Source organism: Microbacterium sp. NPDC056052 (assembly GCF_042266785.1).
Taxonomy (GTDB): Bacteria; Actinomycetota; Actinomycetes; order Actinomycetales; family Microbacteriaceae; genus Microbacterium.
The window spans coordinates 727,707-751,156 of record NZ_JBHJWV010000001.1 but is presented as its reverse complement, the minus strand read 5'-3'; the positions used below and the strand labels follow the sequence as shown (position 1 = coordinate 751,156).

The window sequence follows — 23,450 nt, the reverse complement described above, 5'->3', positions numbered from 1 at the left end:
CCGGGAGCGGCCAACTCCGCCGCGCGGGTCCTTCCGGGAGCGCTCCACCCGCCCCGCCGTGAATAGCATGGTTCCATGCGCCAGAATCCGAGCTTCGCCATGACGGACGCCACCGAGCTGCGGCGGATCATCGCCGCCAACCCGTGGGCGACTCTCGTGGGCCGCGACGCGAACGGGATGACCGCGTCGCACTATGCGGTGCTGCTCGATCCGGAGCGCGAAGACCTCACGATCGTCGCCCACGTCGGCCGCCCCGACGACCTCGTCCTCGGCCTGGGGACGCAGGAGCTGATGGTGGTCTTCCAAGGACCGCACGGCTACATCTCGCCCGGCTGGTACGGCGACGTCGCCGCGGTCCCCACCTGGAACTACGTCGCGGTGCACCTGTCCGGCGTGCCGGAGCTGCTCGACGGCGAGGAGAACCTGCGCGTGCTGAACCACCTCGTCGATCATTTCGAGGGCAGGCTCGCAGACCCGCGCGGCATGTGGAGCCCGCCGAACGACGAGGCTTTCGTGCGCCGTCTCGAGGCGGGCACCGTGGGGTTCCGGCTCACTCCGACCCGGGTGACCGCCAAGCGGAAGCTCAGCCAGAACAAGCCCGACGAGGTGATCGAGAACGTGATCCTCGAGCTGCGGAGCGATGGCGTGTACGCGAACCCGTCGCTGGCCGCCGAGATGCAGCGCGCCCACGACGCGCGTCTCGCCGCCCGGGCGGACGCCCGGTGACGGCGGCGGAGGCCGGCGCGCACCTCGATGCGATCCGCGCGGTGCGCATCGCGACCGCGGATCGCCGCCTGCTGGCCGTGGACGGTCCGGTGGACCTGCTCCTCGAGGACGGCCGGATCGCCGACATCGCGCCGACCGGAGCGCTCCCGCTGCGGGGACGGGTGCGGGACGGCGACGGCGCATGGATCGTCCCCGGCCTGTGGGACCACCACGTGCACACCGTGCAATGGGCCCTTGCCGCGCAGCGCGAAGACCTCTCCGGCGCGACGGGCGCCGTCGAGGCCGCCGCGCGCATGGCGCGTGCGGCCGTGCTGGGCGACGGGCGCAGGGTCGGCACCGGCTTCCGCGATGTGCGCTGGCCGGACCGGCCCGACCTGACCCTGCTCGACGAGCACACCGGCGAGGTCCCGACCTACCTCATCAACGCCGACGTGCACAGCGTGTGGCTGAACTCGGCGGCCTTCCGCCGCGAGGGCTTCCCGGTCGCTGCGGACGGAGTTCTCCGCGAGGAGGACGCGTTCGAGATCTCCCGTCGGCTGAACGCCGCGGATCCGGCGGTCGCCGACGAGGCGGTGTTCGAGGCCTCGCGGCAGGCGGCGAGCCGCGGCGTCGTGGGACTCGTCGATTTCGACATGGCATGGAACACCGAAGCCTGGGCGCGCCGCGTCGCGCACGGCTTCGACACCCATCGCGTCGAGTACGCGGTCTACCCGCACGACCTCGACCGTGCGATCTCCGAGGGGCTGCGCACGGGACAGATCATGGCCACCGATCCGCACGGCCTGGTGCATGCGGGGCCGCTCAAGATCATCTCCGACGGTTCGCTCGGCACGCGCACGGCCGCGTGCAGTCACGGCTACGCCGACGATCCGCACAACCACGGCGTGCTCACCGTGCCTCCCGCCGAGCTGCAGGAGCTGCTGCTGCGCGCCACCGGAGCAGGACTCGAGATCGCGCTGCACGCGATCGGCGACCTCGCAGTCACGGCGGCGCTGGACGCGTATGCCGCGACCGGCGCGCAGGGGACGATCGAGCACGCCCAGCTCGTGAGCCACGCAGACCTCGCCCGGTTCGGACGGCTCGGCGTGGCCGCGAGTGTGCAGCCGCAGCATGCGCTCGACGACCGGGACGCTGCGGAGGTGCTCTGGGCCGGGCAGACGGCGATCGCCTACCCGCTCGCGTCGCTGCACCGTGCGGGGGCGACGCTGCGCTTCGGATCCGATGCGCCGGTGGCGGCTCTCGATCCCTGGCACACGATCTCCGCGGCGTTCTTCCGGACGGATGACGACCGGGCTCCCTGGCGCCCCGAAGAGCGTCTGGACCTGGAGACCGCCCTCGCCGCGAGCGCGCGCGGCGGAACCGGCGGCGAGGCGGGCATCCGCCCCGGCGCGGTGGCCGACCTCGCTCTGCTGGGCGCCGATCCCGCGACCGCCGATGCGAGAGCACTGCGGGCGATGCCGGTGGCGGCGACGATCGTCGGCGGGCGGGTGACGTACGGGGGTTAACCCCCGGGCGGATCCGGCAGCCCGCACCCTGTCGGGCGCGACCCCGGAGCGGCATCGTTGTATCAGGCGCCGATCCGCGCCTTCACCGGCACGACACAGGAGATCTCGATGACCATCGCCACGCGACCCCTCGACTCGCGCTTCTCGGCGCCGCCGGCCGCACCCCGACGCGGATACGGGCACGCATGGGCCGCAGCCCCCGGGAACGCCCTCTTCCTCGTGCTGCTGGCGGTGCCGCTTGCGATCGTGGCGATGGGGGTCACCTGGGTGGTCTTCGGCGTCGGCGTCGGTTCGCTGCTGCTCGTGATCGGAGTGCCGGTCCTGGTCGGATCGCTGTACGTCGCGCGCGGTTTCGCCGAGGGAGAGCGGGTTCTGCTACGGATCACCAGCCATCCCGCGATCCCGGCGCCCGACTGGCGTCGCGGCACGAGGGGCACCGGCTTCTGGGCGCGTCTCACCCAGCCGATGCGGAACGCGCACTACTGGATGGCGCTGCTGTCGGCGCTCCTCGTGCGCCCGATCGTCGCGATCGTGGCGTTCGCCCTCGCCACGATCTGGATCGTGATGTCCCTCGGCGGCCCCACGTACTGGTTCTGGTCGCAGTTCACCGCGAACGGATCCGCTGAGAGCATCTGGGTGCCGTGGGCGGTGCAGCACCTCTTCGGCGGGATCGACCCGTCACCGGATCCGCACCGGTGGGCATCGATGCTCTACCTCGGCGTCGGAACCGTGTTCCTCCTCACGCTGCCGCTCGTCCTCCGCGGTCTCGTGCGGCTGCACGGCACGGTGGCGGCCGCCCTGACCGGGCGGTGGGAGTCCGACGACCTCGTCGCTCAGATCGAGGGTCTCGACGCTTCCCTCGGCGCGGCCGTGCAAGCCGAGGACGCGGGCCTGCGGCGGCTGGAGCGGGATCTGCACGACGGTCCGCAGCAGCGCCTGGTGCGCCTGCAGATGGATCTCGCGGCGCTGGAGCGGCGCGCGGCCGACGGTGATGCCGCGGCGGTCGCGGCACTCGCGCAGGAGTCTCGTGTCCACGCGCAGGCCGCGCTCGACGAGCTCAGGGCGCTCGCCGGCGGCGTGGCGCCGCCGCTGCTGCAGGACCGCGGGATCGCCGAGGCGATCACAGGGCTCGCGGCCGCCAGCGCACTGCCGGTGCGTGCCGACGTCGCGCCGGAGCTCACCGCGGCGCTGAGTCCGGAGGCCGCACGGAACCTGTACTTCGTGGTCGCCGAGCTTCTGACCAACGCTGCCAAACACGCGGGCGCCGACGGCGCCTCTGTGACAGCGGTCCGGGAGGGGTCGGTGGTGCGCGTGACGGTGCTGGACGACGGCCGCGGCGGCGCGGCGCCCCGGTCAGGGGGCGGGCTCGAGGGCCTCGCCCAGCGCGTACAGGGGCTCCGCGGCACGATGCACATCGACAGCCCGGAGGGCGGCCCGACCATCGTGACGGTGGCCCTGCCCGTCTCCGCCTGATCAGAGGGGAGCAGGAGGAGCGATCGCCCGCCCCATAGTCTGAAGGGCGTGACCGATCAGCAGACTCCCCTGCGGGTGATCCTCTTCGAGGACTCGATCCTGCTGCGTGAAGGGCTCGTGCGTCTGTTCGCCGAGGCCGGCTTCGAGACCGTCGGCGCGCATGCCGACGCCGACGACGTGGTCGACCGCACCAGGGCGGCCGCAGCAGAGGTCGCCGTGCTCGACGTGCGCATGCCTCCCACGTTCCGGGACGAGGGCATCCGCGCGGCGCTGGCACTGCGGGAGGCGCTGCCGGGGGTGGGGATCCTCGTCCTCAGCCAGTACGTCGAGGGGGTCTACGCCCGCGAGCTGCTCGGCGCAGGCGACGGGGGAGTCGGCTATCTCCTCAAGGACAGGGTCACCTCGCTCGAGGAGCTCTCCGCGGCGGTCCGGCAGGTGAGCCGGGGCGGAACCGTGCTGGATCCGCGCGTCGTGCAGCAGCTCATGAGGGCGGGACCGGATCCCGTCGGCCGTCTCACCCCGCGGGAGCGCGAGGTGCTCGAGGCCATGGCGGAGGGCCGCAGCAACGTATCGATCGCCGCGGGCATGAACGTCGGCGTGGGTGCGGTCGAGAAGAACGTCTCCGCGATCTTCGCGAAGCTCGGGCTGGAGGACTCCGGCACCGACCACCGCCGCGTGCTGGCCGTGCTCGCGTATCTGCAGAAGGACCCCCGTCCCTGATCGGGGCGAGGGTCCTTCTGCAGAGACGAGGTGTCAGGCGGCGATGTGCGACACGAGGAACCAGCGGTCCTTCTCGAGGCCGCGCTGGATCTCGATCGCCACGTCCTGGCTGGTGAGGTCGATCTCGTCGAGACCCTCGACGGCGGCCTTCACGTTCACGAGGATCGCGTCGATGTCGGCGATCACCGCGCGGACGAGGTCGTCCGAGCGGGTGAATCCGGCGGGCACCTGGGTGGCGCCGGCCTTCTCGGCCACGACCGTGGCGCGGGCGTCGATCGGCAGACCGAGGGCGACGATGCGCTCCGCAGCGGTGTCGGCGAAGTCTCCGGCGTGATCGACGATCACGTCGAGCAGCTCGTGCACGCCGACGAAGTTCGCGCCGCGCACGTGCCAGTGCGCCTGCTTGCCGTTGACGGTGAGGGCCTGAAGGCCCAGCACGACCGGGGTCAGGAACTGGGCGGCGCCGGCCGCGACGGTCGGGTCGACGGCGGTTGCGGTGATGGTCTCGGCGTTGCTCATGGTGTCTCCTCGGTGATCATTCGGATCCGTGCGTGCTGATGTCTTGACCTCAACGCTACTCAGCTCAGAATGTTCCGCAAGCAAGCTGAGGCAACGCTAACTCGCAGGTCAAACCATATTTCGGCAAGGCTTGCCTTCTCTGTGGATCTCCGCGTGCGCCGCGTGGACGACGGGCGGACACAGCGATCCGGGATACCTTCGTCAGGTGGCAACAGCTGGTACCTCCTCCCGTGCGGCCCTGCGCCGACTCCGCGGCTCCGATGCACAGGGCACGTCCGCAGTGCAGAAGGTCGGATCGAACTTCATCCCCCATGTGCAGGGCCTGCGCGCGATCGCGGTTCTCGCCGTCGTGCTCTACCACTTCTGGCCGGGACGGCTGAGCGGCGGCTACGTCGGTGTCGACATCTTCTTCGTGATCTCCGGCTTCCTGATCACGGCACACCTCGCGAGAGAGCTGAACGCCACCGGGCGGGTGAACCTCGGCCAGTTCTGGGCACGTCGGGCCCGCCGTCTGCTACCTGCCTCGCTTCTCGTGCTGCTGTTCTGCGCGATCGTCGCGGCGATCCCCGTGCTGTCGCCGCTGTCGCAGCTCCCCGCGGAGCTGCAGGAGATCGTCGCCTCCACGTTCTACGTCGAGAACTGGTTCCTCGCGCTGAACTCGGCGGACTACCTCGCGCACGCGGGGGATCCGACGATGGTGCAGCACTACTGGTCCCTCTCGCTCGAGGAGCAGTTCTACGTGCTCTGGCCGCTGATCATGCTGTTCGCGGCATGGATCGCGGTGAAGTACTTCCGCGGCTCCCGCCTGCGCGCGGCAGCGATCGCGATCGGCGTGGTCTCGGTGGCCTCCTTCGCGTTCTGCGTGTGGTTCACCGCGACGAACCCCGCTCCGGCGTACTTCGTGACGTTCGGCCGCATGTGGCAGTTCGGCGTGGGCGCCGTACTCGCGCTCGTTCCGCGCCTGCGCGTGAGCAACGCGATCGGCAGCTTCGTCCTGGGCTGGGGCGGCATCATCGTGCTGCTCGTCGTGATCTACCGCTTCGACGGGCAGACGCCCTTCCCGGGGTACATGGCCGCGATCCCCACGCTCGCGGCGGCGGCGATCATCGCCGCCTCGAACACGGAACGCTGGTGGTATCCGACCCGAATCCTCGCGATCCGTCCGATGCGCTTCACGGGCGACATCTCGTACAGCCTGTATCTGTGGCACTGGCCGCTCATCATCATCGCGCCGTCCCTGCCGTTCTGGGGCCTGTCGATCTATCACCGGGTCGCCCTGGTCGGCATCTGCTTCCTGCTCGCCTGGCTGACGAAGAAGTTCGTCGAAGACCCCACGCGCACCTGGAAGCCGCTGACGTCGCGCAAGCCCCGGCTCTCGCTCTGGGCGGCACTGGCGGCCATGGTGATCGTCGCAGGAACGGCCGGCGCCGGTTGGGCGGCGAACGCGGGAACCTACCAGCAGGGCGTCCAAGCCATCGCCCAGCTCCGCGCCGACCCGCCGGCCTGCTTCGGCGCGGCGGCCGTCCTCGACGAGTCCTGCGCGGGCAAGACGACCGACGAGATCCTCCCCGCGCCCGGTTTCGCGGGCGTGGACCGCCCGGAGCAGTCGCAGTGCTTCGTGCAGCTCAACGACGCGCGTGCGGTCTCGTGCGAGTTCGGATCGAAGGATCCGAACGCCAAGCAGATCGCCCTGATCGGCGACAGCCACGCCTATCAGCTGCTCACGACGTTCCAGGGCATCGCCGAGAAGGAGGGGTGGCACCTCACCACCTACTTCAAGGGCGCCTGCCCGTGGAACACCACACCGCTGTCCACCGGCGGCGCGTTCGGCGACGCGTGCACGCAGTACCGCGCCGCGGTGGCGAAGCAGCTCGATCAGAAGCACTTCGACGCGATCTTCACCGCCGCGCTCTCCACCACGCCCTACGCGGCGGGGGAGCACGGATCCTCCTATGACGCGGCGGTCGCGGGATACCGCGAGGCCTGGGCCACGCAGACGTCGAAGGGGACGCCGGTCATCACCGTGGTCGACAACCCGGTGTGGGAGACCGACCCGAACAAGTGCCTGCGCACGCGCGCGCAGAGCGCCTGCGACGGCGCGCGCTCGGACCTGCTCACCGAGAAGGATCCGCTGCGCGCGGCCGCGGACGGGCAGAAGGACGTCACGCTGCTCGACTTCACGAAGGTCTTCTGCGATGACGCGAACTGCCGCGCGGTCGTCGGCGGCGCGAACATCTACCGCGACCAGGACCACATCACGGTCACGTTCGCGAACTCCCTCGCGCCGCAGTACACGGCGGCGCTGAAGAGCGCGATGGGGATCGGCGGCTGAACGGATCCGAGCGCGGGGGCAGGGCGGATAGGGTCGCAGTATGAGCGACGACGCCACGATCCTGTCCCTGCCCGGCCGCAGCCCCGCGATCGATCCCACGGCGTTCCTGGCCGCCGGAGCGCGGGTGATCGGATCCGTCACGATCGGCGAGGCGTCCAGCGTCTGGTACAACGCGGTGCTGCGCGCCGACTCCGACACGATCACCATCGGGACGGGCAGCAACGCGCAGGACAACGTGTCGGTGCACGTCGACCAGGGGCACCCGGTCGTGATCGGCGACGACGTCTCGATCGGTCACAACGCGGTGGTGCACGGCTGCACGATCGGCGACGGTTCGCTGATCGGCATGGGAGCCGTCGTGCTCTCCGGAGCCGTGATCGGCTCCGAGTGCCTCATCGCCGGCGGGGCGCTGGTGCTCTCAGGGATGGAGGTAGCCGACGGCTCGCTCGTCGCCGGGGTGCCCGCCCAGGTGCGCCGCGCGCTCACTGCCGCCGAGCGCGCAGGGCTGCGGGAGAACGCGCGGGTCTACCGCGGCCACATGGCGACGCATCGCGAGGCAGCCCCGGCCTGAGCGGCCGCGCGAGGGGATGATCCCCGCCGGTCCGCAGTCATCCGGAAGCGCGGGGCTCGAGAGCACCGCCGTCCCGCGGCCCCGTCATGTGCCCGCTCATCGCGTGCTCCTGCGGGCGTGCGTCCGCGCATGGGTGACCTCGTGCATGTGTTGTTCGGTCCACTCTGCCAGGGTCTGGAACACCGGCTGGAGAGTCATCGCGAGGGGCGTCGCGGTGTACACGACACGAGGGGGGAGTTCCGCATAACGTTCGCGCTCGATCAGACCGTCGGCTTCGAGACGGCGCAGGCGCTCGGTGAGAGACTTCGCCGTCACTGCGGGAATCCGTTCCCGCAGCTCGGTGAACCGCATGGGGCCGTCGTGGACGAGGACCCACAGAACATGGGTGGTCCACCGTCCGAAGATCAGGCCGACCGCCGGATCGATCGGGCACTCGGACAACGTTGCGGAACCGGTCATGGTTACCCCTTGGTTACTAGTATCTTGATGATACTAACGTGGGCTTCCCAAGGAAAGGAAGCCTCATGGACGCTACTTCAACACTGTCGCTGCCATCACGTCGGGGCCCGCGCGCATCGACCACGCCGCAGACCCCTCACATCCAACTCGACCAGTTCTCTCCGATCGAGATCCAAGAGCGCTTGTGGGAGGCGATGAGCTCGTGGGAGGCGACCGTCATCGGGCGCAGCAATGTCTCCGCGCCGACCTCGCGAGCGATCCACATGAACCCGGGCGAGGCGCACGGTCCGGTCCAGGCGTTCTTCGTGGGCACGGAGTTCGTGCATCTGCACGGCGACGGCAGCGGGAGCGTGCACGCCACGCTGCCGCCAGAGCTGGCCGATGCCGCAACCGCTCAAGGGTGGGGCGAGACTCACCCTGTGGTCAAGCGCGGCTTCGGGTATCCCACCTGGGTCATGCTCTACGGGCCGCGCACCTCCGACGAACTCGCCGTCGTCGCAGGCATGCTCCAGGCCGGATACCGCTACGCACGGTTCGGAGAGACGCCGGTCGTGGAACTCGCGGGTGAGCGGTAGCGGAGCGGCGGCGAGCGCGACGATGCGCCTGCAGCGCTGGAGGCGCCTGCGAAACACGGCGATGCCGTCGGTGCTCTGTGCCGAGGACCGGTATCCTCAGAGGTCCGGGGCGGTGGCCAAGCTGGTCAAGGCAGTGGGCTCATAACCCAACGATCGCGGGTTCAAGTCCCGCCCGCCCCACTTCGGAACACACTCCGAGCGCGGGCATGCCCGATCGCGGGGGAGCCCACGTGCGGCGTGCCGCGACGCCGCCGGCTCTGGACGCTGTTCGTCAGGCGGGTGGCGTCCCCGTGGATGCCCCGACGCGCCGTTCGCGTAATGAAGCCCGGCCCGCGGCGTCTCTTTGAACGACACCTCGATACGCGGCACGGCGTCCCGGCTCGTATCGGCGTGGGCGGCGAAGGCACGTCCTCCGCTGCGACGAACAGCCTCCGAGCGATGCGAGCCCCATGAACATCCTTCCCCCGGCCATCCCCCTGACTGCGCGCGCGACGGCGGTGTGACGATGGAGATCCGTCCGCGGGCGGCGAGATCGGTGCCCCTCGCGGATCAGCCTTTCGCACCTGCCCGCATGAATCCCCTGGCCACCGTCTCGGTGATCAGCGGGCTCCTCGGCGTCGTATGCCTGGCCCCGGTTCTCGGATCGGTCGTCGCGCTCATCGCCGGGTACACGGCCCGGAAGCAGATCGACGCGCACCGGGAACGTGGGCGTGAGCGGGCGGATCGCGGAATCGTGCTCGGGTGGGTCGGGCTCGTGGTCGTCGTGATCGCTGTCGCTGTCGCCGGCGTCATCGTCCTCACCCGGCCATGAAGCGTCGCCGGTCGCAAGGGGAGAGGGCATGAACAGAGAGGTCCGCGTCGCGCTTCACCCTCGCGCCCTGGAGCGTTTCCGCGGGCGCAGCGGGAAGTCCGTGGCGAGGGTCCTGCTCGACGTGGGAATGAACGCGACAGACTTCAGCACCTGCATCCGCGGCGGTTTCACCCTGGACGACGTCGCGCGCCTGGCCGAGGCACTGGGCACGACGTCCCGGGAGCTCACGACCGCGAGCGCGGTGCTCGCCACCGCGGATCAGCTCCGACGAGCTTCCGCCGGCTGGGACTGAGAGGTCCTGCACGAGTTCCCACCGGTCCTCAGCAGCGGTCTCAGCCGCAGCGGATGAGACCGCTGCTGTGTCCGGCGGGATGCTCATAACGTGATGCTGTCCGGCGACGGTGAAGGTCTCCTGCCGTCGCGCCTCTGACCGAAGGTGGCTGCGTATCGTGAACCCGCAAGACGTTCTTCCCTTCCCGCCGACCCCGTCCGCGAGCGTCGCCGGTCGCACCATGCAGGAATCGGTGTACCGTCAGCGGGTCACGCCGTCGAGACTTCCGGCGGATGCCCCGAACATCCTCATCATCCTGATCGACGACGCGGGCCCCGGCCTGCCGGACACGTTCGGCGGCGAGGTGGCGACCGACACCCTGTCGCGGGTCATCGGCGAGGGGATCGGGTTCAACCGGTTCCACACGACGGCGATGTGCTCCCCGACCAGGGCGTCTCTGCTCACCGGCCGCAATCATCACCGCATCGGGAACGGACAGATCGCCGAGCTGGCGAACGACTGGGACGGATACGCGGGCGAGATCCCTAAATCGAGTGCTCTGGCCCCGGAGGTGCTGAAGGACTACGGTTACGCGACATCGGCGTTCGGCAAGTGGCACAACACTCCCACGATCGAGACCGGTGCGACGGGCCCGTTCCACAACTGGCCGACCAGCATCGGGTTCGAGTACTTCTACGGTTTCCTCGCCGGCGAGGCGTCGCAGTACGAGCCCAACCTGGTGCGCAACACCACGAGCGTGCTGCCCCCGAAGACGCCCGCGGAGGGATACCACCTGAGCGAAGACCTCGCCGATGATGCGATCGGCTGGCTGCGCAATCACAAGGCTCTGGCCCCGGAGAAGCCGTTCTTCATGTACTGGGCGACCGGGAGCATGCACGGTCCGCACCACATCATGAAGGAATGGGCGGACAGGTACTCGGGTCGGTTCGACGGAGGCTGGGACGAGTACCGGGAGATCGTCTTCCAGCGGGCGAAGGAGAAGGGCTGGATTCCCGGCGACGCCCAGCTCACCGAACGCGATCCGCGCATGCCCGCCTGGGAAGACATCCCTGCGGACGAGCGCGAGTTCCAGACCCGGCTGATGGAGGTCGCGGCCGGTTTCGCCGAGCACGCCGACGTGCAGGCCGGTCGCGTGATCGATGAGATCGAGGACCTCGGCTACGGCGACAACACGCTCGTCCTGTACATCTGGGGCGACAACGGCTCGTCGGGCGAAGGACAGAACGGCACGATCAGCGAGCTGCTCGCCCAGAACGGCATCCCGTCCACCGTCCCGATGCACATCCAGGCGATGAACGAGATGGGAGGACTCGACGTCCTCGGCACCGCGAAGGTCGACAACATGTACCACGCGGGATGGGCCTGGGCGGGAAGCACTCCGTACAAAGGCATGAAGCTGCTCGCCTCGCACCTCGGCGGCACGCGCAACCCCATGGCGGTCCGCTGGCCTGCCAGGATCGTCCCGGATTCCGCGCCCCGCCCCCAGTTCGTGCACTGCACGGACATCGTGCCGACGATTTACGACCTCCTCGGCATCACTCCGCCACGCGTCGTCAACGGCGTCCCGCAGGACCCCATCGACGGGTCCAGCTTCGCGGAGGCGCTCACCGATGCCGAGGCCGCGGAGACGCACCTCACGCAGTACTTCGAGATCATGGGCAGCCGGGCGATCTATCACGATGGCTGGATGGCGTCGGCCTTCGGCCCGCGCGCTCCCTGGGTCCCCGGTGTACCGGAGGGGATCGCCGAATGGACCCCCGATCAGGACACCTGGGAGCTGTACCACCTCGCAGAGGATTGGACGCAGGCCGATGACCTCGCCGACTCGCATCCCGAGAAGCTCGCGCAGATGAAGGAGCTGTTCGCGATCGAGGCCGCCAAGAACAGCGTGTACCCGGTCGGCGGCGCCCTCTGGGTACCGATCTACCATCCGGAACTCCGTCTGTCGACGCCGTATCGGAGCTGGAACTTCACCGGCGATCTGCGCCGGATGCCTGAGGTCATCGCGCCGCAGCTCGGGAGCAGGGCGAATACGGTGACGATCGACGCCGTGCTGCCCGAGAACGGGAGCGGCGTGCTCTATGCCCTCGGCGGAGCGGGCGGCGGTCTCACCTGCTACCTGGACGACGGGTACCTCTGCTACGAGCACAACCTGTTCCTCATTCGACGTACCAAGCTCCGTTCCCGTCAACGGCTGACGGCAGGCCGGGCGGAGATCGTCATCGAGACCGGGTACGTCGACCCCAGGCCCGGTGGCCCGCTGCGCATCGTCCTCTCCGTCGATGGCGAGGAGGTCGCGACAGGGGTCGTGCCGATCAGTGCGCCCGGCCTGTTCACCGCCAACGACTGCCTCGACATCGGAGTATGCCTCGGCGGATCGGTCTCGCTCGACTACGTCGACCGCGCACCGTTCCCCTTCACCGGCACGATCGACACCGTCACCGTGACGTACGCGAGCTGATCGGCGCGTCGCGAACCGCACGAATGGAGACCCCTGTGACTGACCGGCTACCCGATCGACGCGTCCCGCTCGCGAGCGCGCCGAACATGCGCGATCTCGGCGGCATCCCTGTCCCGGGCGGCGTCGTGAAACCCGGCCTCCTCTACCGCTCGGCATCGCTGGCGAAGCTCGATGCCCGCGATGAGACGGCGTTCGCGGAGCTCGGCATCACGACCGTGTACGACCTCCGCACCGCGGCGGAACGCGACGGCGAACCCGATCGTCTGCCCGAAGGCACGCGCAGCGTGTGGTTCGATGTGGTCGCCGATGCCCCCGACAACGTCGCGGCGAGCATCCCCGCGCTGCTCGCCGACCCGGCCTCCCTGGAGGATCTGCTCGGCGGCGGTCGAGCGGTCGGATATCTGGCCGACGCGAACCGCATGTTCGTGAGCTCACGATCCGCGCTCGCCGCCTACCGGCTCTTCTATCTGGACCTCATCGACGAGCGGCGCACCGGTGCCGCCCTCTTCCACTGCACGACAGGCAAGGATCGGACGGGTTGGGCCGCAGCCTCCTTCCTGCTCCTCCTCGGCGCCTCTGAAGACGATGTCCGGACCGATTATCTCGAGACGAACACGGATCTGGCCCCTGCTCTGCGCCCGATGCTCGACATGCTCGAAGCGAAGGGAGTGGACAGAGAGCTCCTGCAGCCGATCCTCGGAGTGCGCGACAGCTATCTCGACGCCGCCCTGGACGAGTTGCGCCGCCGATACGGCACCATCGAGGACTACGCGCGGAACGGACTCGGCCTCACCGACCGGCAGATCGCCGCTCTCCGCACGCGCTTCGTCGGCACCGCCTAGCCTGCGCCGGCACAGTGCCGCCTGCAGCGCGCGTCGTCGCGGACGACGTCGCCCTGCAGGGCGGAGGATGCTCAGCGCGCCCGGCGGTCGTGGGCGAGATCGACGAGGTGCTCGAGCACGCGCCCGGCGCGCAGCCCGTTGTGCTCATGCTCGCTCGTGACCCACAGACGGAGGTCGGGAAGCAGAGCCGCGGTCTCCAGCGAGTACTCGAGCGGCACGTAGGGGTCGTTCACGTAGACCGAGGCCGCACCTCGTGCGCCGGATGCCCGGAGCGCGGCCGGATCGTAGATTGCGGGCCACTCGTGCTCGGCGAGCGTGAGGGCGACGTCGCGCCAGGGTTGGAAGGCCGGGACCGTCTCGGTCCAGTCGCGTCGGATGTGCTCGCCGGTGAACAGCGTGACGTCCTCGACGAAGTCGGCGGGCTCCACGCGCTCGGCGGACCAGCCGGTGACGTGGCCGTTGGCATAGCTGGACTCGTGGAACACGAAGTACAGCGGGTTGCGGCCACCGAACGGCATCGCCGCCGCGAGGTCGTAGCGGAACGCGTTGGTCGTGGGATCCAGCTCCAGCAGCTGCCAGAGCGTCTGCCAGCCGTCGTTCGTGCCGAGCGCCGATCCCACCGAACGCAGCCGGGACGGCGAGACGACCTCGCCGGACGGCAGCACGATCTCGCCGGACGCGGCGAGGTCCACCAGGCGGCGCATGCGCTCGCGATGCTCGGGGAACCGCCGGTAGTAGCGCTCCGAGGCGTCGCGCATCTTGTCGTAGCAGAGCGCGTACACCTCGTCGGGGCCGCGGGTCACGGTGCTGAGGCCGCCCGTGAGGTACGCGCGGTCGATCGATGAGGCATCCGTGGAGAGATAGGCGAGGGTCGTGAATCCGCCGAACGACTGCCCGAGCACGTTCCAGCGTTCCGCGCCCAGATGCTCCCGCACGGCCTCGCAGTCCCGCACGATCGCATCCGCGCGCAGGTGCGTGAGGTGCTCCGCGACCGCCTCCGTACCCCGGGACAGCATGCCGTCGCCGACGGGGGCCGACCGCCCGGTCCCGCGCTGGTCGATCATGACGACCCTGTGATGCGCGAGCGCCTGATCCAGCCACGACGGCGCCGCCGGCGCATGCAGCGCGCGCGGAGCCTCGGATCCCGGGCCGCCCTGCAGGAACACCAGGTAGGGGAGGTCATCGCCGCCCTCACGCGACACGACCGAGGCGAACACGTCGATCGTGCGGGTGTCGGACGGATCCGACCACACCAGGGGCACGGTGAGCGTGTGCTCCTCGAGGGTGAGGTCCCTCATCCGGCGGCGGATCACAGGGGCGGCAGAGATCGTCATCACATCACATTCCCGATGTAGGAGTACTTCACGAACACTTCCGCGGCCAGGCCGGACTCCTCCAGGAGGCCCTGCACCGCGCTCATCATGTACTTCGCGTCCCACCCCATGTACAGGAAGTGGTCGGCGTCGAGCTCGTCCCAGGTGCCGTTCCACGCCTTCTCGTCGTAGATCGGACCGCCGTTGCGGGCGTTGAACGCATCGAGGGCCTCGCGGGTGTCGGTCCACCCGCGCCGGAAGACTCGGCTGAAGAGGTACTTCACGTCGGGGACCTCCCAGCGCTCACCGCGGTACTCGACGTAGTCGAACTCGCGCTCCCACCCGGTCGGCCAGCCCCGTCGCCGCACCGCGTCGAGGATCGGGGTGAGCCCGTCGTCGTCGATCTCGACGACCGCGGGCCGGCGCCAGACCTGTACGAACGCGTCGGTGAGCGCCGCCGTGCGCTCGGCGATCGCCGCCGTGCCCCAGGAGTCGAGCCCGGCCAGGGCGGAGTTCTCGTCGACGCGGCTGCGGCGGTAGGCGTCGCGCTTGTCCGGGAACGACGCGCCGTAGACGCGTTCGGCGAGCTGCTCCTCGAGCAGGGTCAGGTTGCCCAGCGTCCCGGCGAGGGCGCGGTGGCTGTTCTGCTCGTCCTCGGAGTACTCGCTCCAGGGGCGCACACCGTCACCAGACCACGCGTCGTGCGGAGCGGTCGGCACGATGTGCTCGACATCGAAGCCGTGCGGATCCGCGATGCCCTCGATCCGGCCCAGCACGTACAGCGCGTGCGGCAGGTCGGTGAACTTGAGCGCCACGCGGATGCGCTCGTCCGAGGGGGTGATCCGGGCGAACGCCCGCAGCAGCTCCTCCGGCCCCTGCGACCGGGCGCGGCACAGCCGGGCGATGAGACGGTCGTTCGGGATGCCGACGACGGCACGGCGCAGCAGCAGTGACTGGATGCGTTCCAGGGTCTGCACGAGCTCGTCCTTCGAGATCGCCCCGAGCCGGTGGTCCCGGTACGCGCTGAGCACCAGGGGGTAGGTCGAGCGCCCGAACGTGTTCACGTAGGCCAGCTGCCGGCGGATCTCCGGATCCTGCTCCAGGGACGGATCCAGGAGGATCCGGTAGATGTCCGAGAACTCCCGCCACACCCGAGCCTGCGCGGGCAGGTCGTCGAGGCCCATGTGCGGGAACTCGTGGCGGAAGGCGCTGTAGACGCCGTGCTCACCGGCGACCGAGACTTCCCGGCCAGACGTCTGAATGAGGAAGTGACGCCAGAACGCGCCGATCGCCTCGCCCGTGTTGCGCTCGATCGGCAGCCAGAACTCCTTCTCGACCTGCCGCTGCTCCGCGTGCGAGAGCCCCATGAGGATGTAGTTGTGGATCAGCTCGTGATCGCGCAGCGGCTCGCCCGTGGAGTTGAGGCTCTCGAAGATCTGCTGCGCGTTCGCGGCCTCGCCGAGCGTGATCGAGACGTGCTCGAGCTTCTGCAGGCCTCGCCAGATCCGCGGCGCCTCGTCGGCGTCCACCTGCGAGCGGAAGAAGGCGTAGTTGTCGTCGAAGCGCGACTCCGGCAGATCGGTGCTGCGCCGGTCCAGCACCACGGACTCGAACAGGCCTGCCCAGGCCTCATGCGGGCGGAGCTTGGTGCGGCTCGCGTCGTCGGGGCGCACCAGCACTCGCGCGAGCTCGGCGGCGAACGCCGGATCGGCCTCGCGCACGGCGTGGTGCAGAGCGGCTATGAGCAGCATGAGCGTCGTGATGCGCTGCTGGCCGTCGATGAGGATCAGGTCGGCGTCGGGGTAGGCGTGGTCCTCGGCGGAGAGGATCGAGCCGATGAAGTGCCGGTGCGCGTCGTCCTCGTCCGCTACCGCGCGGATGTCCGACAGCAGCTTCTCGCAGCCGCCGATGTCCCACCGGTACTGGCGCTGGTAGACCGGCACGACGATCGTGGTCGCGGGGGAGGAGAGCCACTCGATCGTTGAGACTGCGGTTGCTTCGACGTTGGTGGCCGTGCTCATGCTGCTGTGCTTCTCCTCGGATCGCGTGCTGCCCCGACCAGTCTATTCAGGCCCCGACGGGGTCCGGATACTCACGGTCCATCCTCCGAGGGGGCGGAAGGGCCGCTGTTAGGCTGTCCTAAGAAGGGCCTGTTAAAACGTGCTGGCCCCTTATGAAAGGACATGACTCGCTCATGGCATACATCAAGTCCGCCGCCCTCGAAGACAAGGGCTTCGTCGTCCTCGACAGCTACAACCAGGAGCTCGACCCCAAGGAGTGGCTCGACATCGAGTACAACGACTGGAAGTCCTCCGGCGACACCCGCTTCGCGCCGCTCGCGTCCGCCAAGGGCGAGATCGAGTGCAACGGCTTCTGGAACCACGTGCCGCCGCGCACGGACAAGGACGGCGTCTGGATCGACGAGCAGACCGCCAAGGCGCCGAACCTCACGCGCCGCGCGCAGGAGCCGGGCGCGAATGTCGGTCGCTGCCGTGTCATCGAGCTGCAGCCCACGCCCTACGGCGAGTGCCTCTACAACCTCCACCAGGACGACAACAACCGCTTGAACCCGGACGGCACCGGCTGGGTCGTGCGCGGCTTCTTCAACCTCACCGACGACAAGGACAGCTACTTCGTCCTGCGCGAGAACCGCACCGACCCGAGCGTCGAGTACCGCATCGCCCTGCCGGCCGGCGCGCAGCTGATCGTCGACACGCAGCGCCTGTGGCACGCCGCCACCCACAACGGCACCGAGCCGCGCTACTGCCTCATCACCTCGTGGACCTCGGGTCCCGAGCTGGACGCCTACATCGAGAAGTACCACGGCACCCAGGACGTGGCGAACTACGAGGTCGCGCAGGAGATCCTGGACGCGGGCTACGAGGAGCAGGCGCGTCGTGACGCCGCGCGTGCCGCGTACTACGCCGCCAAGGGCCAGCAGGAGAAGATCGCGATGAGCGAGGCCTGAGCCTCCTCGGTCTCTGAGCCCGCTCGGTCCCTGAGCTTGTCGAAGGGCCCATAGACGGTCCCCGGCGCTGCGGCGCCGGGGACCGTTGCCTTTTCGCAATGAGTTACACAGTTGTGATTTCGCCGGGGATCGGTGAGAATGGGCGCATAACCGCATACCCGCCGTGCTTCGCGGATCAGGTCGTAGGGGAAGACGCACCTGATGAAACGGAGAAACCATGGCGACAGCACAAGCACGCGGAGTGGTGTACATCCACTCCGCACCGCGCGCGCTCTGCCCGCACCTGGAATGGGCGGTCGGACGCGCTATCGGGCGCGCCGTCAACTTCGAGTGGTCGGAGCAGCCCGTCCTCGACGGCACCCGCCGTGCGGAGTTCTACTGGGACGGCCCTGTCGGCACCGGCGCTGCTCTCGCGACCGCGATCCGCGGCTGGGAGCACCTGCGCTTCGAGGTGACGGAGGACCCCACGCCCCGGAGCGACGGCGGCCGCTGGCTGCACACGCCCGACCTGGGCGTGCACTACGCGCAGACGGACGCCGCCGGCAACATCGTCGTGGGCGAGGACCGGATCCGCTACGCGATCGAGATCGCCGCGGGCAGTCCGATCGAGCTGCAGCGCGAACTCGATGTGGCTCTCGGCTCGGCATGGGACGAGGAACTGGAGCCGTTCCGGCACGCGAGCGACGACGCCCGCGTCGTATGGCTTCACAAAGTGGGATAGGCGGGCGGATAGGACTCGTGTGATCCGGTCCGCGTGCTTCGGCAGGCTCCGCAGCCGGTCGAAGGGCCCGGATCACACGAAGGGACGAGGATCGGAGGAGGCGTGACTATCGGGGGTCGGAGAGCAAGGACCCGGAACCCGAGAAAACGTATCCCCGGTCCGCAACCGGAGAGATAACAGAACAGCACAACCGAAAAGAACGAGAATCGCCCCGACCGCTTCGAGGAGGAAGCGACCGGGGCGATTCTCGTGGATGCGGGATCAGCCGTCGTAAGAGCGGAACGCGACGACCGCGTTGTGACCGCCGAAGCCGAACGAGTTGCTGATCGCGAGCTGCGGGCCGTCGCCGAGCGGCTGCGCCTCGCCCGAGAGCTTGAACGGCACGGCCGGATCCGGCTCGGTCATGTTGATCGTCGGCGGGGCGACGCGGTCGCGCAGCGCGAGGATCGTGAAGACCGCCTCGAGCGCGCCGGTGCCGCCGAGCAGGTGTCCGGTGGACGCCTTGGTCGCCGACACCGGGATCTCATCGATCCGGTCGCCGAAGACGCGCTTCAGAGCGCCGTACTCGTTCGGGTCGCCGACCGGGGTCGACGTGGCGTGCGCGTTGATGTGCGTGACCTCGTCGGGGCTCGCGCCGGCCTGTGCCAGTGCCTGCTCCACGGCACGCGCCGCACCGTGGCCCTCGGGGTCGTTGCCCGTGATGTGGTAGGAGTCGGCCGAGACGCCTCCGCCCACGACGTAGGCATAGATCTTGGCGCCGCGGGCCTTGGCGTGCTCTTCGGTCTCCATAACCAGGGCCGCGCCGCCCTCGCCCATGACGAAGCCGTCACGGTCGATCGCGCCGGGGCGCGAGGCGTGCTCCGGGTCGTCGTTGCGGCGCGACAGCGCCTGCGCCGACGCGAACGACGCCATGGTGATCGGGTGGATCGCGGACTCCGCGCCACCGGCGATCACGACGTCCGCAAGGTCATCCTGCAGGTGCTCGTACGCGTTCGCGATCGACTCGGTGCTGGAGGCGCACGCGCTCACGACGGTGCGCGCGAAGGCCTTCGCGCCGAAGTGCAGCGACAGGTTGCCGGCGCCGGCGTTCGGCATGAGCATCGGGACCGTGAGCGGCATGACCCGGCGCGGTCCCTTCTCGCGCAGCGTGTCCCAGGCGTCCAGGAGCGTCCAGAGCCCGCCGATGCCTGTGGCCCAGTCGACGCCCAGCCGCTCGGGGGCGACGTCGGGAGCACCCGCGTCCTCCCATGCCTCGCGGGCCGCGATCATGGCGAACTGCACGGACGGGTCGAGACGCTTGGCCTCGTGCCGGGGCAGGACCTCCTCGGGGCGGACGGAGGCCTCTGCGGCGAACGTCACAGGGAGCTGGTGCTCTGCGACCCAGTCGTGCGTCAGAGTGTGCGTGCCGGAGACGCCGGCGAGCAGATTCGCCCAGTTCTCCGGGGCGGTGCCGCCCAGGGCGGACGTGGCACCGATGCCGGTGACGACGATGCGCTTGGTCATGCGTGATCCTTCTCAGGGAGCGGGTGGGGGATCCGGGAGCGGATGCGTGTGGAAGAGGAGGATGCCACACCCCGCAGAAGCGCGGGGGTGGCATCCGCAGTCGTCACTCCTGGCCGGCGACGATGAAGTTCACGGCGTCACCGACGGTCTTGAGGTTCTTGACCTCGTCGTCGGGGATGGTGACGCCGAACTTCTCCTCCGCGTTGACGACGATCGTCATCATGGAGATCGAGTCGATGTCCAGGTCATCGGTGAAGGACTTCTCCAGAGCGACCTCCGAGGCGTCGATGCCGGTCTCGTCGGTGATGAGCTCTGCAAGGCCAGCGAGGACCTCGTCGTTGCTGAAGGCCATGATTTCCTCTTTCTATGGGTGGTTTCGAACCGGTGAACAGTCTAGGAGGTCGCGTCGGCCCGCTCAGGGCAGGACGACGACCTGCGCGCCGAACACCAGACCCGCGCCGAAGCCGATCTGCAGGGCGAGTCCGCCGCTGAGCTCGGGGTGCTCCTGCAGCAGGCGGTGCGTGGCGAGCGGGATCGACGCCGCGGACGTGTTCCCTGTGGTCTCGATGTCGCGGGCGATCACGGTCGTCTCGGGCAGCTTCAGCTGCTTGGCGAACTCGTCGATGATGCGCATGTTGGCCTGGTGCGGAATGAAGGCGGCCAGATCCGAGGCCTCGATGCCCGCCTGCTCGAGCGCCTGCTTGGCGACCTTGGCCATCTCCCAGACCGCCCAGCGGAACACCGTCGGGCCCTCCTGGCGGAGCGTCGGCCAGGGGGCCTGCCCGTCGCGGAACTCGGTGAGGGTGTGGTTCATGCCGACCGCGTCGGCCTTCGAACCGTCCGAGCCCCACACGGTGGCGGAGATCCCCGGGGTGTCGCTCGGGCCGATCACGACTGCGCCGGCGCCGTCGCCGAGCAGGAACGAGATGCTCCGGTCGGTGGGGTCGACGACGTCGGAGAGCTTCTCGGCGCCGATGACGAGCGCGTGCGTCGCGGCTCCGGCGCGGATCAGGGCGTCGGCCTGCGCGACCGCGTAGGCGTAGCCGGCGCAGGCGGCGTTGATGTCGTAGGCGGCCGCGGGGTTCGCGCCGACCCGGTCGGCGACGATCGCCGAGACGGAGGGCGTCTGCTTCGGGTTGCTGATCGTCGCGACGATGACGACGTCGATGTCGGAGGGGGCCACGCCCGACTTCTCGATCGCCTCGACCGCGGCCGCGGTGGAGAGGTCGATCGCGTCGGTCTCCGGGATCGCACGGGTGCGGGTGATGATGCCGGTGCGCTGGCGGATCCACTCGTCGCTCGAGTCGATCGGGCCGATGAGGTCGTCGTTCGGCACCGCGTTCTCGCCGCGGGCCGCGCCCACGGAGTAGATGCGGGTGTACGCGGGGCCGGTGGCCTGCTTGAGCGTGGTCATGCTGCTTCTCCGTTCAGCAGCGCCGCCGCCGCGTCGAGGTCGTCCGGGGTCTTCACGGCGACGGCGGGAACGCCGCGCAGGCCGCGCTTCGCGAGGCCGGTGAGAGCGCCGGCGGGGGTGAGTTCGATGAGGCCCGTGATGCCGTTGTCGGCGAACGAGGCCATGCACAGGTCCCAGCGCACGGGGGAGGAGACCTGGGTCACCAGGTTCTCCAGCGCGGTCGCGCCCTCCGTGAGGACGGATCCGTCCTTGTTGGTCCAGAGCGTGACTGTCGGATCCGCGGCGTCGACGCCGGAGACGGCCTCGCGCAGGGTGTCGACGGCGGAGGCCATGTACTGCGTGTGGAATGCTCCGGCGACCTGGAGCGCGATCACGCGGGATCCGCGCACGGGGGCCTCGGCCAGCGCCGCGAGGGCGGGCAGGGCGCCCGCGGCGACGATCTGGCCGCCGCCGTTGTAGTTGGCGGGGGTGAGGTCGAGGTCGGACAGCAGGGCGAGGACGGCCTCCTCGTCGCCGCCCAGGACTGCGCTCATGCCGGTCGGGGTCCTGCCGGCGGCATCCGCCATCGCGCGTCCGCGGATGCCGACCAGGCGCATCGCGGTCTCGGCGGGGATCACACCGGCGTCCGCCACGGCGGCGAACTCGCCGACCGAGTGGCCGGCGATGCCGTCGGGTCCGCGGCCGGCCCGCTCCCGCAGGACCTTCGCCGCGACGAGCGAGGCGGCGACGATGAGCGGCTGCGCGATGCGGGTGTCGCGGATCGTGTCGGCGTCGGAGACCGTGCCGTGCTGGACCAGGTCGACCTCAGCGGCCTCCGAGTAGCGGGCGAGGTCTTCGGCGACGCCGTCGAGCTCCAGCCAGGGAGAGAGGAAACCAGGGGTCTGGGAGCCCTGTCCAGGGCATGCGAAGACGATCACGTTCCCAGTCTGCCAACGATTGGCCGGAATCGGTGGCTCAACCCTCACAAGAATCCGCAGATCGGTTATCCGAGACGTACAACGCCGGGCTCCGGGACGGACGCGGGGAGGTCAGCGGGGCCTGCGGGGACGAAGTCCGCGCCGGACCGGATCCGCCGTGCCGATCGTGCCCAGTACGAGTGCGGTCTGCAGGATGAACGCCTCGCGCGGGCCGGTCGCGTCCCAGCCGATGACCTCACTGATCCGCTTCAGACGGTAGCGCACGGTGTTGGGGTGCACGAACAGTTCGCGCGCGGTCGCCTCGAGCGAGCGGCCGTTGTCGAGATAGCTCCACAGGGTCGTGACGAGGTCGGTGGAGTGGTCGTGCAGCGGGCGGAACACCCGTTCGATGAGCGTCTGCTTGGCCAAGGGATCTCCCGCGATGGCGCGCTCCGGCAGCAGTTCGTCGGCGTCCACCGGTCGCGGTGCGCCGCGCCAGGCGCGTGCCACGGCGAATCCTGCCAGCGCGGCACGGGCGCTCTGCCCGGCGTCCACGAGCGCGGCGACCGCGGGACCGACCACGACGTGCCCCGGGCCGAACGACGGCTCGAAGGTGCGGGCGATCTCCGCGAAGGAGAACTCCTCGGGTTCTGCGCTCTCGGCGGCGTCCTCGCCCGCGGCGGGCTTGGCGCGACCGACCACGAGCACGAGCCGGGATCCCTGCACGCCGATCAGCACGTCGACCGCGAGCTTGCGGGCGGTGCGACGCACCTGGTCCACGTCGAACTGGGGCGGCGTGGTGCCCACGATCACGCAGACCTCGCCGTGTCCGTGCCAGCCGAGGGCGGCGATGCGGCTGGGCAGTTCCTCGTCGGCCTCGCCCGTGAGGATCGAGTCGACCACGAGCGCTTCCAGGCGTGCGTCCCACAGGCCCCTGGCCTCGGCGGCGCGCGCGTACACGTCGGCGGCCGCGAAGGCCACGTCCCGCGAGTACAGCAGGATCGCGTCGCGGAGGTGCTGGCCGTTGCCGGCGACGCGCTCCTCCGTCACCTCGACCGTGACCCGGATGAGCTGCAGCGTCTGCTGCAGGCTGACGCTCCGCAGCAGCTCACGGGGAGCCGCGGCGAAGATGTCCGCCGCGATCCAGGGCGTCGAGGTCGGATCGTCGTACCACTGGATGAACGAGGTGATGCCGGCCTGGGCCACCAGCCCGACGGCGGAGCGTCGGGCCGGTGGCATCTCGGCGTACCACGGCAGCGAATCCTCGAGACGCTGCAGGGTCGCCGTGGCGAGGTCCCCGGAGATGCGGCGCAGCCACGCCAGTGTCTCCTCCTTGGTCATCTCGGGAG

General features: G+C 69.7%; 22 protein-coding genes and 1 tRNA gene. 14 read left to right on the top strand and 9 right to left on the bottom strand.

Annotated elements, in window-relative coordinates:
* Positions 1 to 75 precede the first annotated feature (75 nt).
* The 4 genes from ACFC1J_RS03635 to ACFC1J_RS03620 all read left to right on the top strand — a co-directional run bounded on the left by ACFC1J_RS03635 (position 76) and on the right by ACFC1J_RS03620 (position 4,424).
* A complete protein-coding gene (locus ACFC1J_RS03635) occupies positions 76 to 726 on the top strand; it encodes an FMN-binding negative transcriptional regulator (protein WP_375902524.1) in 651 nt (216 codons plus the stop codon).
* On the top strand, positions 723 to 2,231 hold the full coding sequence (locus ACFC1J_RS03630) for an amidohydrolase (RefSeq protein ID WP_375902522.1): 1,509 nt from the start codon (positions 723 to 725) through the stop codon (positions 2,229 to 2,231). Before ACFC1J_RS03635 ends, ACFC1J_RS03630 begins: the two co-directional genes overlap by 4 nt.
* A 108-nt stretch (positions 2,232 to 2,339) precedes the next feature.
* On the top strand, positions 2,340 to 3,704 hold the full coding sequence (locus tag ACFC1J_RS03625) for a sensor histidine kinase (protein WP_375902521.1): 1,365 nt from the start codon (positions 2,340 to 2,342) through the stop codon (positions 3,702 to 3,704).
* 48 nt (positions 3,705 to 3,752) lie between these two features.
* The gene (locus ACFC1J_RS03620) at positions 3,753 to 4,424 is read left to right on the top strand and encodes a response regulator (protein ID WP_375902519.1); all 672 of its coding nucleotides are present in this window, start codon (positions 3,753 to 3,755) and stop codon (positions 4,422 to 4,424) included.
* 33 nt (positions 4,425 to 4,457) lie between these two features.
* Here ACFC1J_RS03620 and ACFC1J_RS03615 read toward each other — a convergent pair whose 3' ends face one another.
* Positions 4,458 to 4,943, bottom strand: a complete 486-nt coding sequence (locus ACFC1J_RS03615) for a Dps family protein (protein ID WP_375902517.1) — start codon at positions 4,941 to 4,943, stop codon at positions 4,458 to 4,460.
* A 205-nt stretch (positions 4,944 to 5,148) separates the two neighbouring features.
* On the opposite strand from ACFC1J_RS03615, the gene ACFC1J_RS03610 reads away from it, so the two are divergent.
* Together ACFC1J_RS03610 and ACFC1J_RS03605 are read left to right on the top strand one after the other, a co-directional pair.
* Positions 5,149 to 7,275: an acyltransferase family protein gene (locus tag ACFC1J_RS03610; protein ID WP_375902516.1), complete on the top strand. Its 2,127-nt coding sequence runs from the start codon at positions 5,149 to 5,151 to the stop codon at positions 7,273 to 7,275.
* A 40-nt stretch (positions 7,276 to 7,315) separates the two neighbouring features.
* Complete coding sequence (locus ACFC1J_RS03605) at positions 7,316 to 7,846, top strand: gamma carbonic anhydrase family protein (RefSeq protein ID WP_375902514.1); 531 nt, start codon at positions 7,316 to 7,318, stop codon at positions 7,844 to 7,846.
* Between the two features lie 96 nt (positions 7,847 to 7,942).
* On the opposite strand, the gene ACFC1J_RS03600 is transcribed toward ACFC1J_RS03605, so the two are convergent.
* Positions 7,943 to 8,305, bottom strand: coding sequence for a winged helix-turn-helix transcriptional regulator (locus tag ACFC1J_RS03600; RefSeq protein WP_375902512.1), 363 nt, complete (start codon positions 8,303 to 8,305; stop codon positions 7,943 to 7,945).
* A gap of 194 nt (positions 8,306 to 8,499) precedes the next feature.
* Between ACFC1J_RS03600 and ACFC1J_RS03595 the strand changes: the two genes are divergently transcribed.
* The 6 genes from ACFC1J_RS03595 (at position 8,500) to ACFC1J_RS03570 (ending at position 13,286) form a co-directional block, all read left to right on the top strand.
* Positions 8,500 to 8,880 (top strand): luciferase family protein, encoded by a 381-nt coding sequence (locus ACFC1J_RS03595; protein ID WP_375902510.1) that lies wholly within the window; start codon positions 8,500 to 8,502, stop codon positions 8,878 to 8,880.
* Positions 8,881 to 8,986: 106 nt separating this feature from the next.
* A tRNA-Ile gene (locus ACFC1J_RS03590) sits at positions 8,987 to 9,060 on the top strand.
* 391 nt (positions 9,061 to 9,451) lie between these two features.
* Positions 9,452 to 9,691, top strand: a complete 240-nt coding sequence (locus tag ACFC1J_RS03585) for a DUF4190 domain-containing protein (protein WP_375902508.1) — start codon at positions 9,452 to 9,454, stop codon at positions 9,689 to 9,691.
* A 28-nt stretch (positions 9,692 to 9,719) separates the two neighbouring features.
* Complete coding sequence (locus ACFC1J_RS03580) at positions 9,720 to 9,983, top strand: hypothetical protein (RefSeq protein WP_375902506.1); 264 nt, start codon at positions 9,720 to 9,722, stop codon at positions 9,981 to 9,983.
* 157 nt (positions 9,984 to 10,140) lie between these two features.
* Positions 10,141 to 12,444 (top strand): arylsulfatase, encoded by a 2,304-nt coding sequence (locus tag ACFC1J_RS03575; RefSeq protein ID WP_375902505.1) that lies wholly within the window; start codon positions 10,141 to 10,143, stop codon positions 12,442 to 12,444.
* Positions 12,445 to 12,479: 35 nt separating this feature from the next.
* Positions 12,480 to 13,286 (top strand): tyrosine-protein phosphatase, encoded by an 807-nt coding sequence (locus tag ACFC1J_RS03570; protein WP_375902503.1) that lies wholly within the window; start codon positions 12,480 to 12,482, stop codon positions 13,284 to 13,286.
* Between the two features lie 71 nt (positions 13,287 to 13,357).
* Here the strand turns inward: ACFC1J_RS03570 and ACFC1J_RS03565 are convergent, their stop codons facing one another.
* Both ACFC1J_RS03565 and ACFC1J_RS03560 read right to left on the bottom strand, forming a co-directional pair.
* Positions 13,358 to 14,620 (bottom strand): alpha/beta fold hydrolase, encoded by a 1,263-nt coding sequence (locus ACFC1J_RS03565; RefSeq protein WP_375902501.1) that lies wholly within the window; start codon positions 14,618 to 14,620, stop codon positions 13,358 to 13,360.
* Complete coding sequence (locus tag ACFC1J_RS03560; RefSeq protein WP_375902500.1) at positions 14,620 to 16,620, bottom strand: DUF262 domain-containing protein; 2,001 nt, start codon at positions 16,618 to 16,620, stop codon at positions 14,620 to 14,622. The genes ACFC1J_RS03565 and ACFC1J_RS03560 overlap by 1 nt, the downstream gene beginning before the upstream one ends.
* A 173-nt stretch (positions 16,621 to 16,793) precedes the next feature.
* Here ACFC1J_RS03560 and ACFC1J_RS03555 point away from each other — a divergent pair, with 173 nt between their 5' ends.
* Both ACFC1J_RS03555 and ACFC1J_RS03550 read left to right on the top strand, forming a co-directional pair.
* On the top strand, positions 16,794 to 17,567 hold the full coding sequence (locus ACFC1J_RS03555; RefSeq protein ID WP_309340292.1) for a hypothetical protein: 774 nt from the start codon (positions 16,794 to 16,796) through the stop codon (positions 17,565 to 17,567).
* A gap of 217 nt (positions 17,568 to 17,784) precedes the next feature.
* Positions 17,785 to 18,288, top strand: a complete 504-nt coding sequence (locus ACFC1J_RS03550) for a DUF3145 domain-containing protein (protein WP_375902498.1) — start codon at positions 17,785 to 17,787, stop codon at positions 18,286 to 18,288.
* Positions 18,289 to 18,549: 261 nt separating this feature from the next.
* On the opposite strand, the gene ACFC1J_RS03545 is transcribed toward ACFC1J_RS03550, so the two are convergent.
* From ACFC1J_RS03545 to ACFC1J_RS03525, 5 genes are all read right to left on the bottom strand, one after another.
* Positions 18,550 to 19,791 carry a beta-ketoacyl-[acyl-carrier-protein] synthase family protein gene (locus ACFC1J_RS03545; RefSeq protein ID WP_375902496.1) on the bottom strand — a complete coding sequence of 414 codons (1,242 nt, stop codon included), beginning with the start codon at positions 19,789 to 19,791 and terminating at the stop codon, positions 18,550 to 18,552.
* A 103-nt stretch (positions 19,792 to 19,894) separates the two neighbouring features.
* On the bottom strand, positions 19,895 to 20,143 hold the full coding sequence (locus tag ACFC1J_RS03540; protein ID WP_045250084.1) for an acyl carrier protein: 249 nt from the start codon (positions 20,141 to 20,143) through the stop codon (positions 19,895 to 19,897).
* A gap of 63 nt (positions 20,144 to 20,206) precedes the next feature.
* A complete protein-coding gene (locus ACFC1J_RS03535) occupies positions 20,207 to 21,205 on the bottom strand; it encodes a beta-ketoacyl-ACP synthase III (RefSeq protein ID WP_375902495.1) in 999 nt (332 codons plus the stop codon).
* Positions 21,202 to 22,122 carry an ACP S-malonyltransferase gene (locus tag ACFC1J_RS03530; RefSeq protein WP_375902493.1) on the bottom strand — a complete coding sequence of 307 codons (921 nt, stop codon included), beginning with the start codon at positions 22,120 to 22,122 and terminating at the stop codon, positions 21,202 to 21,204. The genes ACFC1J_RS03535 and ACFC1J_RS03530 overlap by 4 nt, the downstream gene beginning before the upstream one ends.
* A 111-nt stretch (positions 22,123 to 22,233) precedes the next feature.
* Positions 22,234 to 23,442 (bottom strand): PucR family transcriptional regulator, encoded by a 1,209-nt coding sequence (locus tag ACFC1J_RS03525; RefSeq protein ID WP_375902492.1) that lies wholly within the window; start codon positions 23,440 to 23,442, stop codon positions 22,234 to 22,236.
* Between the last annotated feature and the right edge of the window lie 8 nt (positions 23,443 to 23,450).

What these genes read in the sequence shown, in the direction of transcription:
- ACFC1J_RS03565 (WP_375902501.1), bottom strand. Translation starts at nt 14,620, where the DNA reads ATGACGATCTCTGCCGCCCCTGTGATCCGCCGCCGGATGAGGGACCTC.
- ACFC1J_RS03555 (WP_309340292.1), top strand. Translation starts at nt 16,794, where the DNA reads ATGGCATACATCAAGTCCGCCGCCCTCGAAGACAAGGGCTTCGTCGTC.
- ACFC1J_RS03580 (WP_375902506.1), top strand. Translation starts at nt 9,720, where the DNA reads ATGAACAGAGAGGTCCGCGTCGCGCTTCACCCTCGCGCCCTGGAGCGT.
- ACFC1J_RS03545 (WP_375902496.1), bottom strand. Translation starts at nt 19,791, where the DNA reads ATGACCAAGCGCATCGTCGTCACCGGCATCGGTGCCACGTCCGCCCTG.
- ACFC1J_RS03525 (WP_375902492.1), bottom strand. Translation starts at nt 23,442, where the DNA reads ATGACCAAGGAGGAGACACTGGCGTGGCTGCGCCGCATCTCCGGGGAC.
- ACFC1J_RS03585 (WP_375902508.1), top strand. Translation starts at nt 9,452, where the DNA reads ATGAATCCCCTGGCCACCGTCTCGGTGATCAGCGGGCTCCTCGGCGTC.
- ACFC1J_RS03540 (WP_045250084.1), bottom strand. Translation starts at nt 20,143, where the DNA reads ATGGCCTTCAGCAACGACGAGGTCCTCGCTGGCCTTGCAGAGCTCATC.
- ACFC1J_RS03615 (WP_375902517.1), bottom strand. Translation starts at nt 4,943, where the DNA reads ATGAGCAACGCCGAGACCATCACCGCAACCGCCGTCGACCCGACCGTC.
- ACFC1J_RS03625 (WP_375902521.1), top strand. Translation starts at nt 2,340, where the DNA reads ATGACCATCGCCACGCGACCCCTCGACTCGCGCTTCTCGGCGCCGCCG.
- ACFC1J_RS03560 (WP_375902500.1), bottom strand. Translation starts at nt 16,620, where the DNA reads ATGAGCACGGCCACCAACGTCGAAGCAACCGCAGTCTCAACGATCGAG.
- ACFC1J_RS03535 (WP_375902495.1), bottom strand. Translation starts at nt 21,205, where the DNA reads ATGACCACGCTCAAGCAGGCCACCGGCCCCGCGTACACCCGCATCTAC.
- ACFC1J_RS03635 (WP_375902524.1), top strand. Translation starts at nt 76, where the DNA reads ATGCGCCAGAATCCGAGCTTCGCCATGACGGACGCCACCGAGCTGCGG.
- ACFC1J_RS03595 (WP_375902510.1), top strand. Translation starts at nt 8,500, where the DNA reads ATGAGCTCGTGGGAGGCGACCGTCATCGGGCGCAGCAATGTCTCCGCG.
- ACFC1J_RS03600 (WP_375902512.1), bottom strand. Translation starts at nt 8,305, where the DNA reads ATGACCGGTTCCGCAACGTTGTCCGAGTGCCCGATCGATCCGGCGGTC.
- ACFC1J_RS03550 (WP_375902498.1), top strand. Translation starts at nt 17,785, where the DNA reads ATGGCGACAGCACAAGCACGCGGAGTGGTGTACATCCACTCCGCACCG.
- ACFC1J_RS03605 (WP_375902514.1), top strand. Translation starts at nt 7,316, where the DNA reads ATGAGCGACGACGCCACGATCCTGTCCCTGCCCGGCCGCAGCCCCGCG.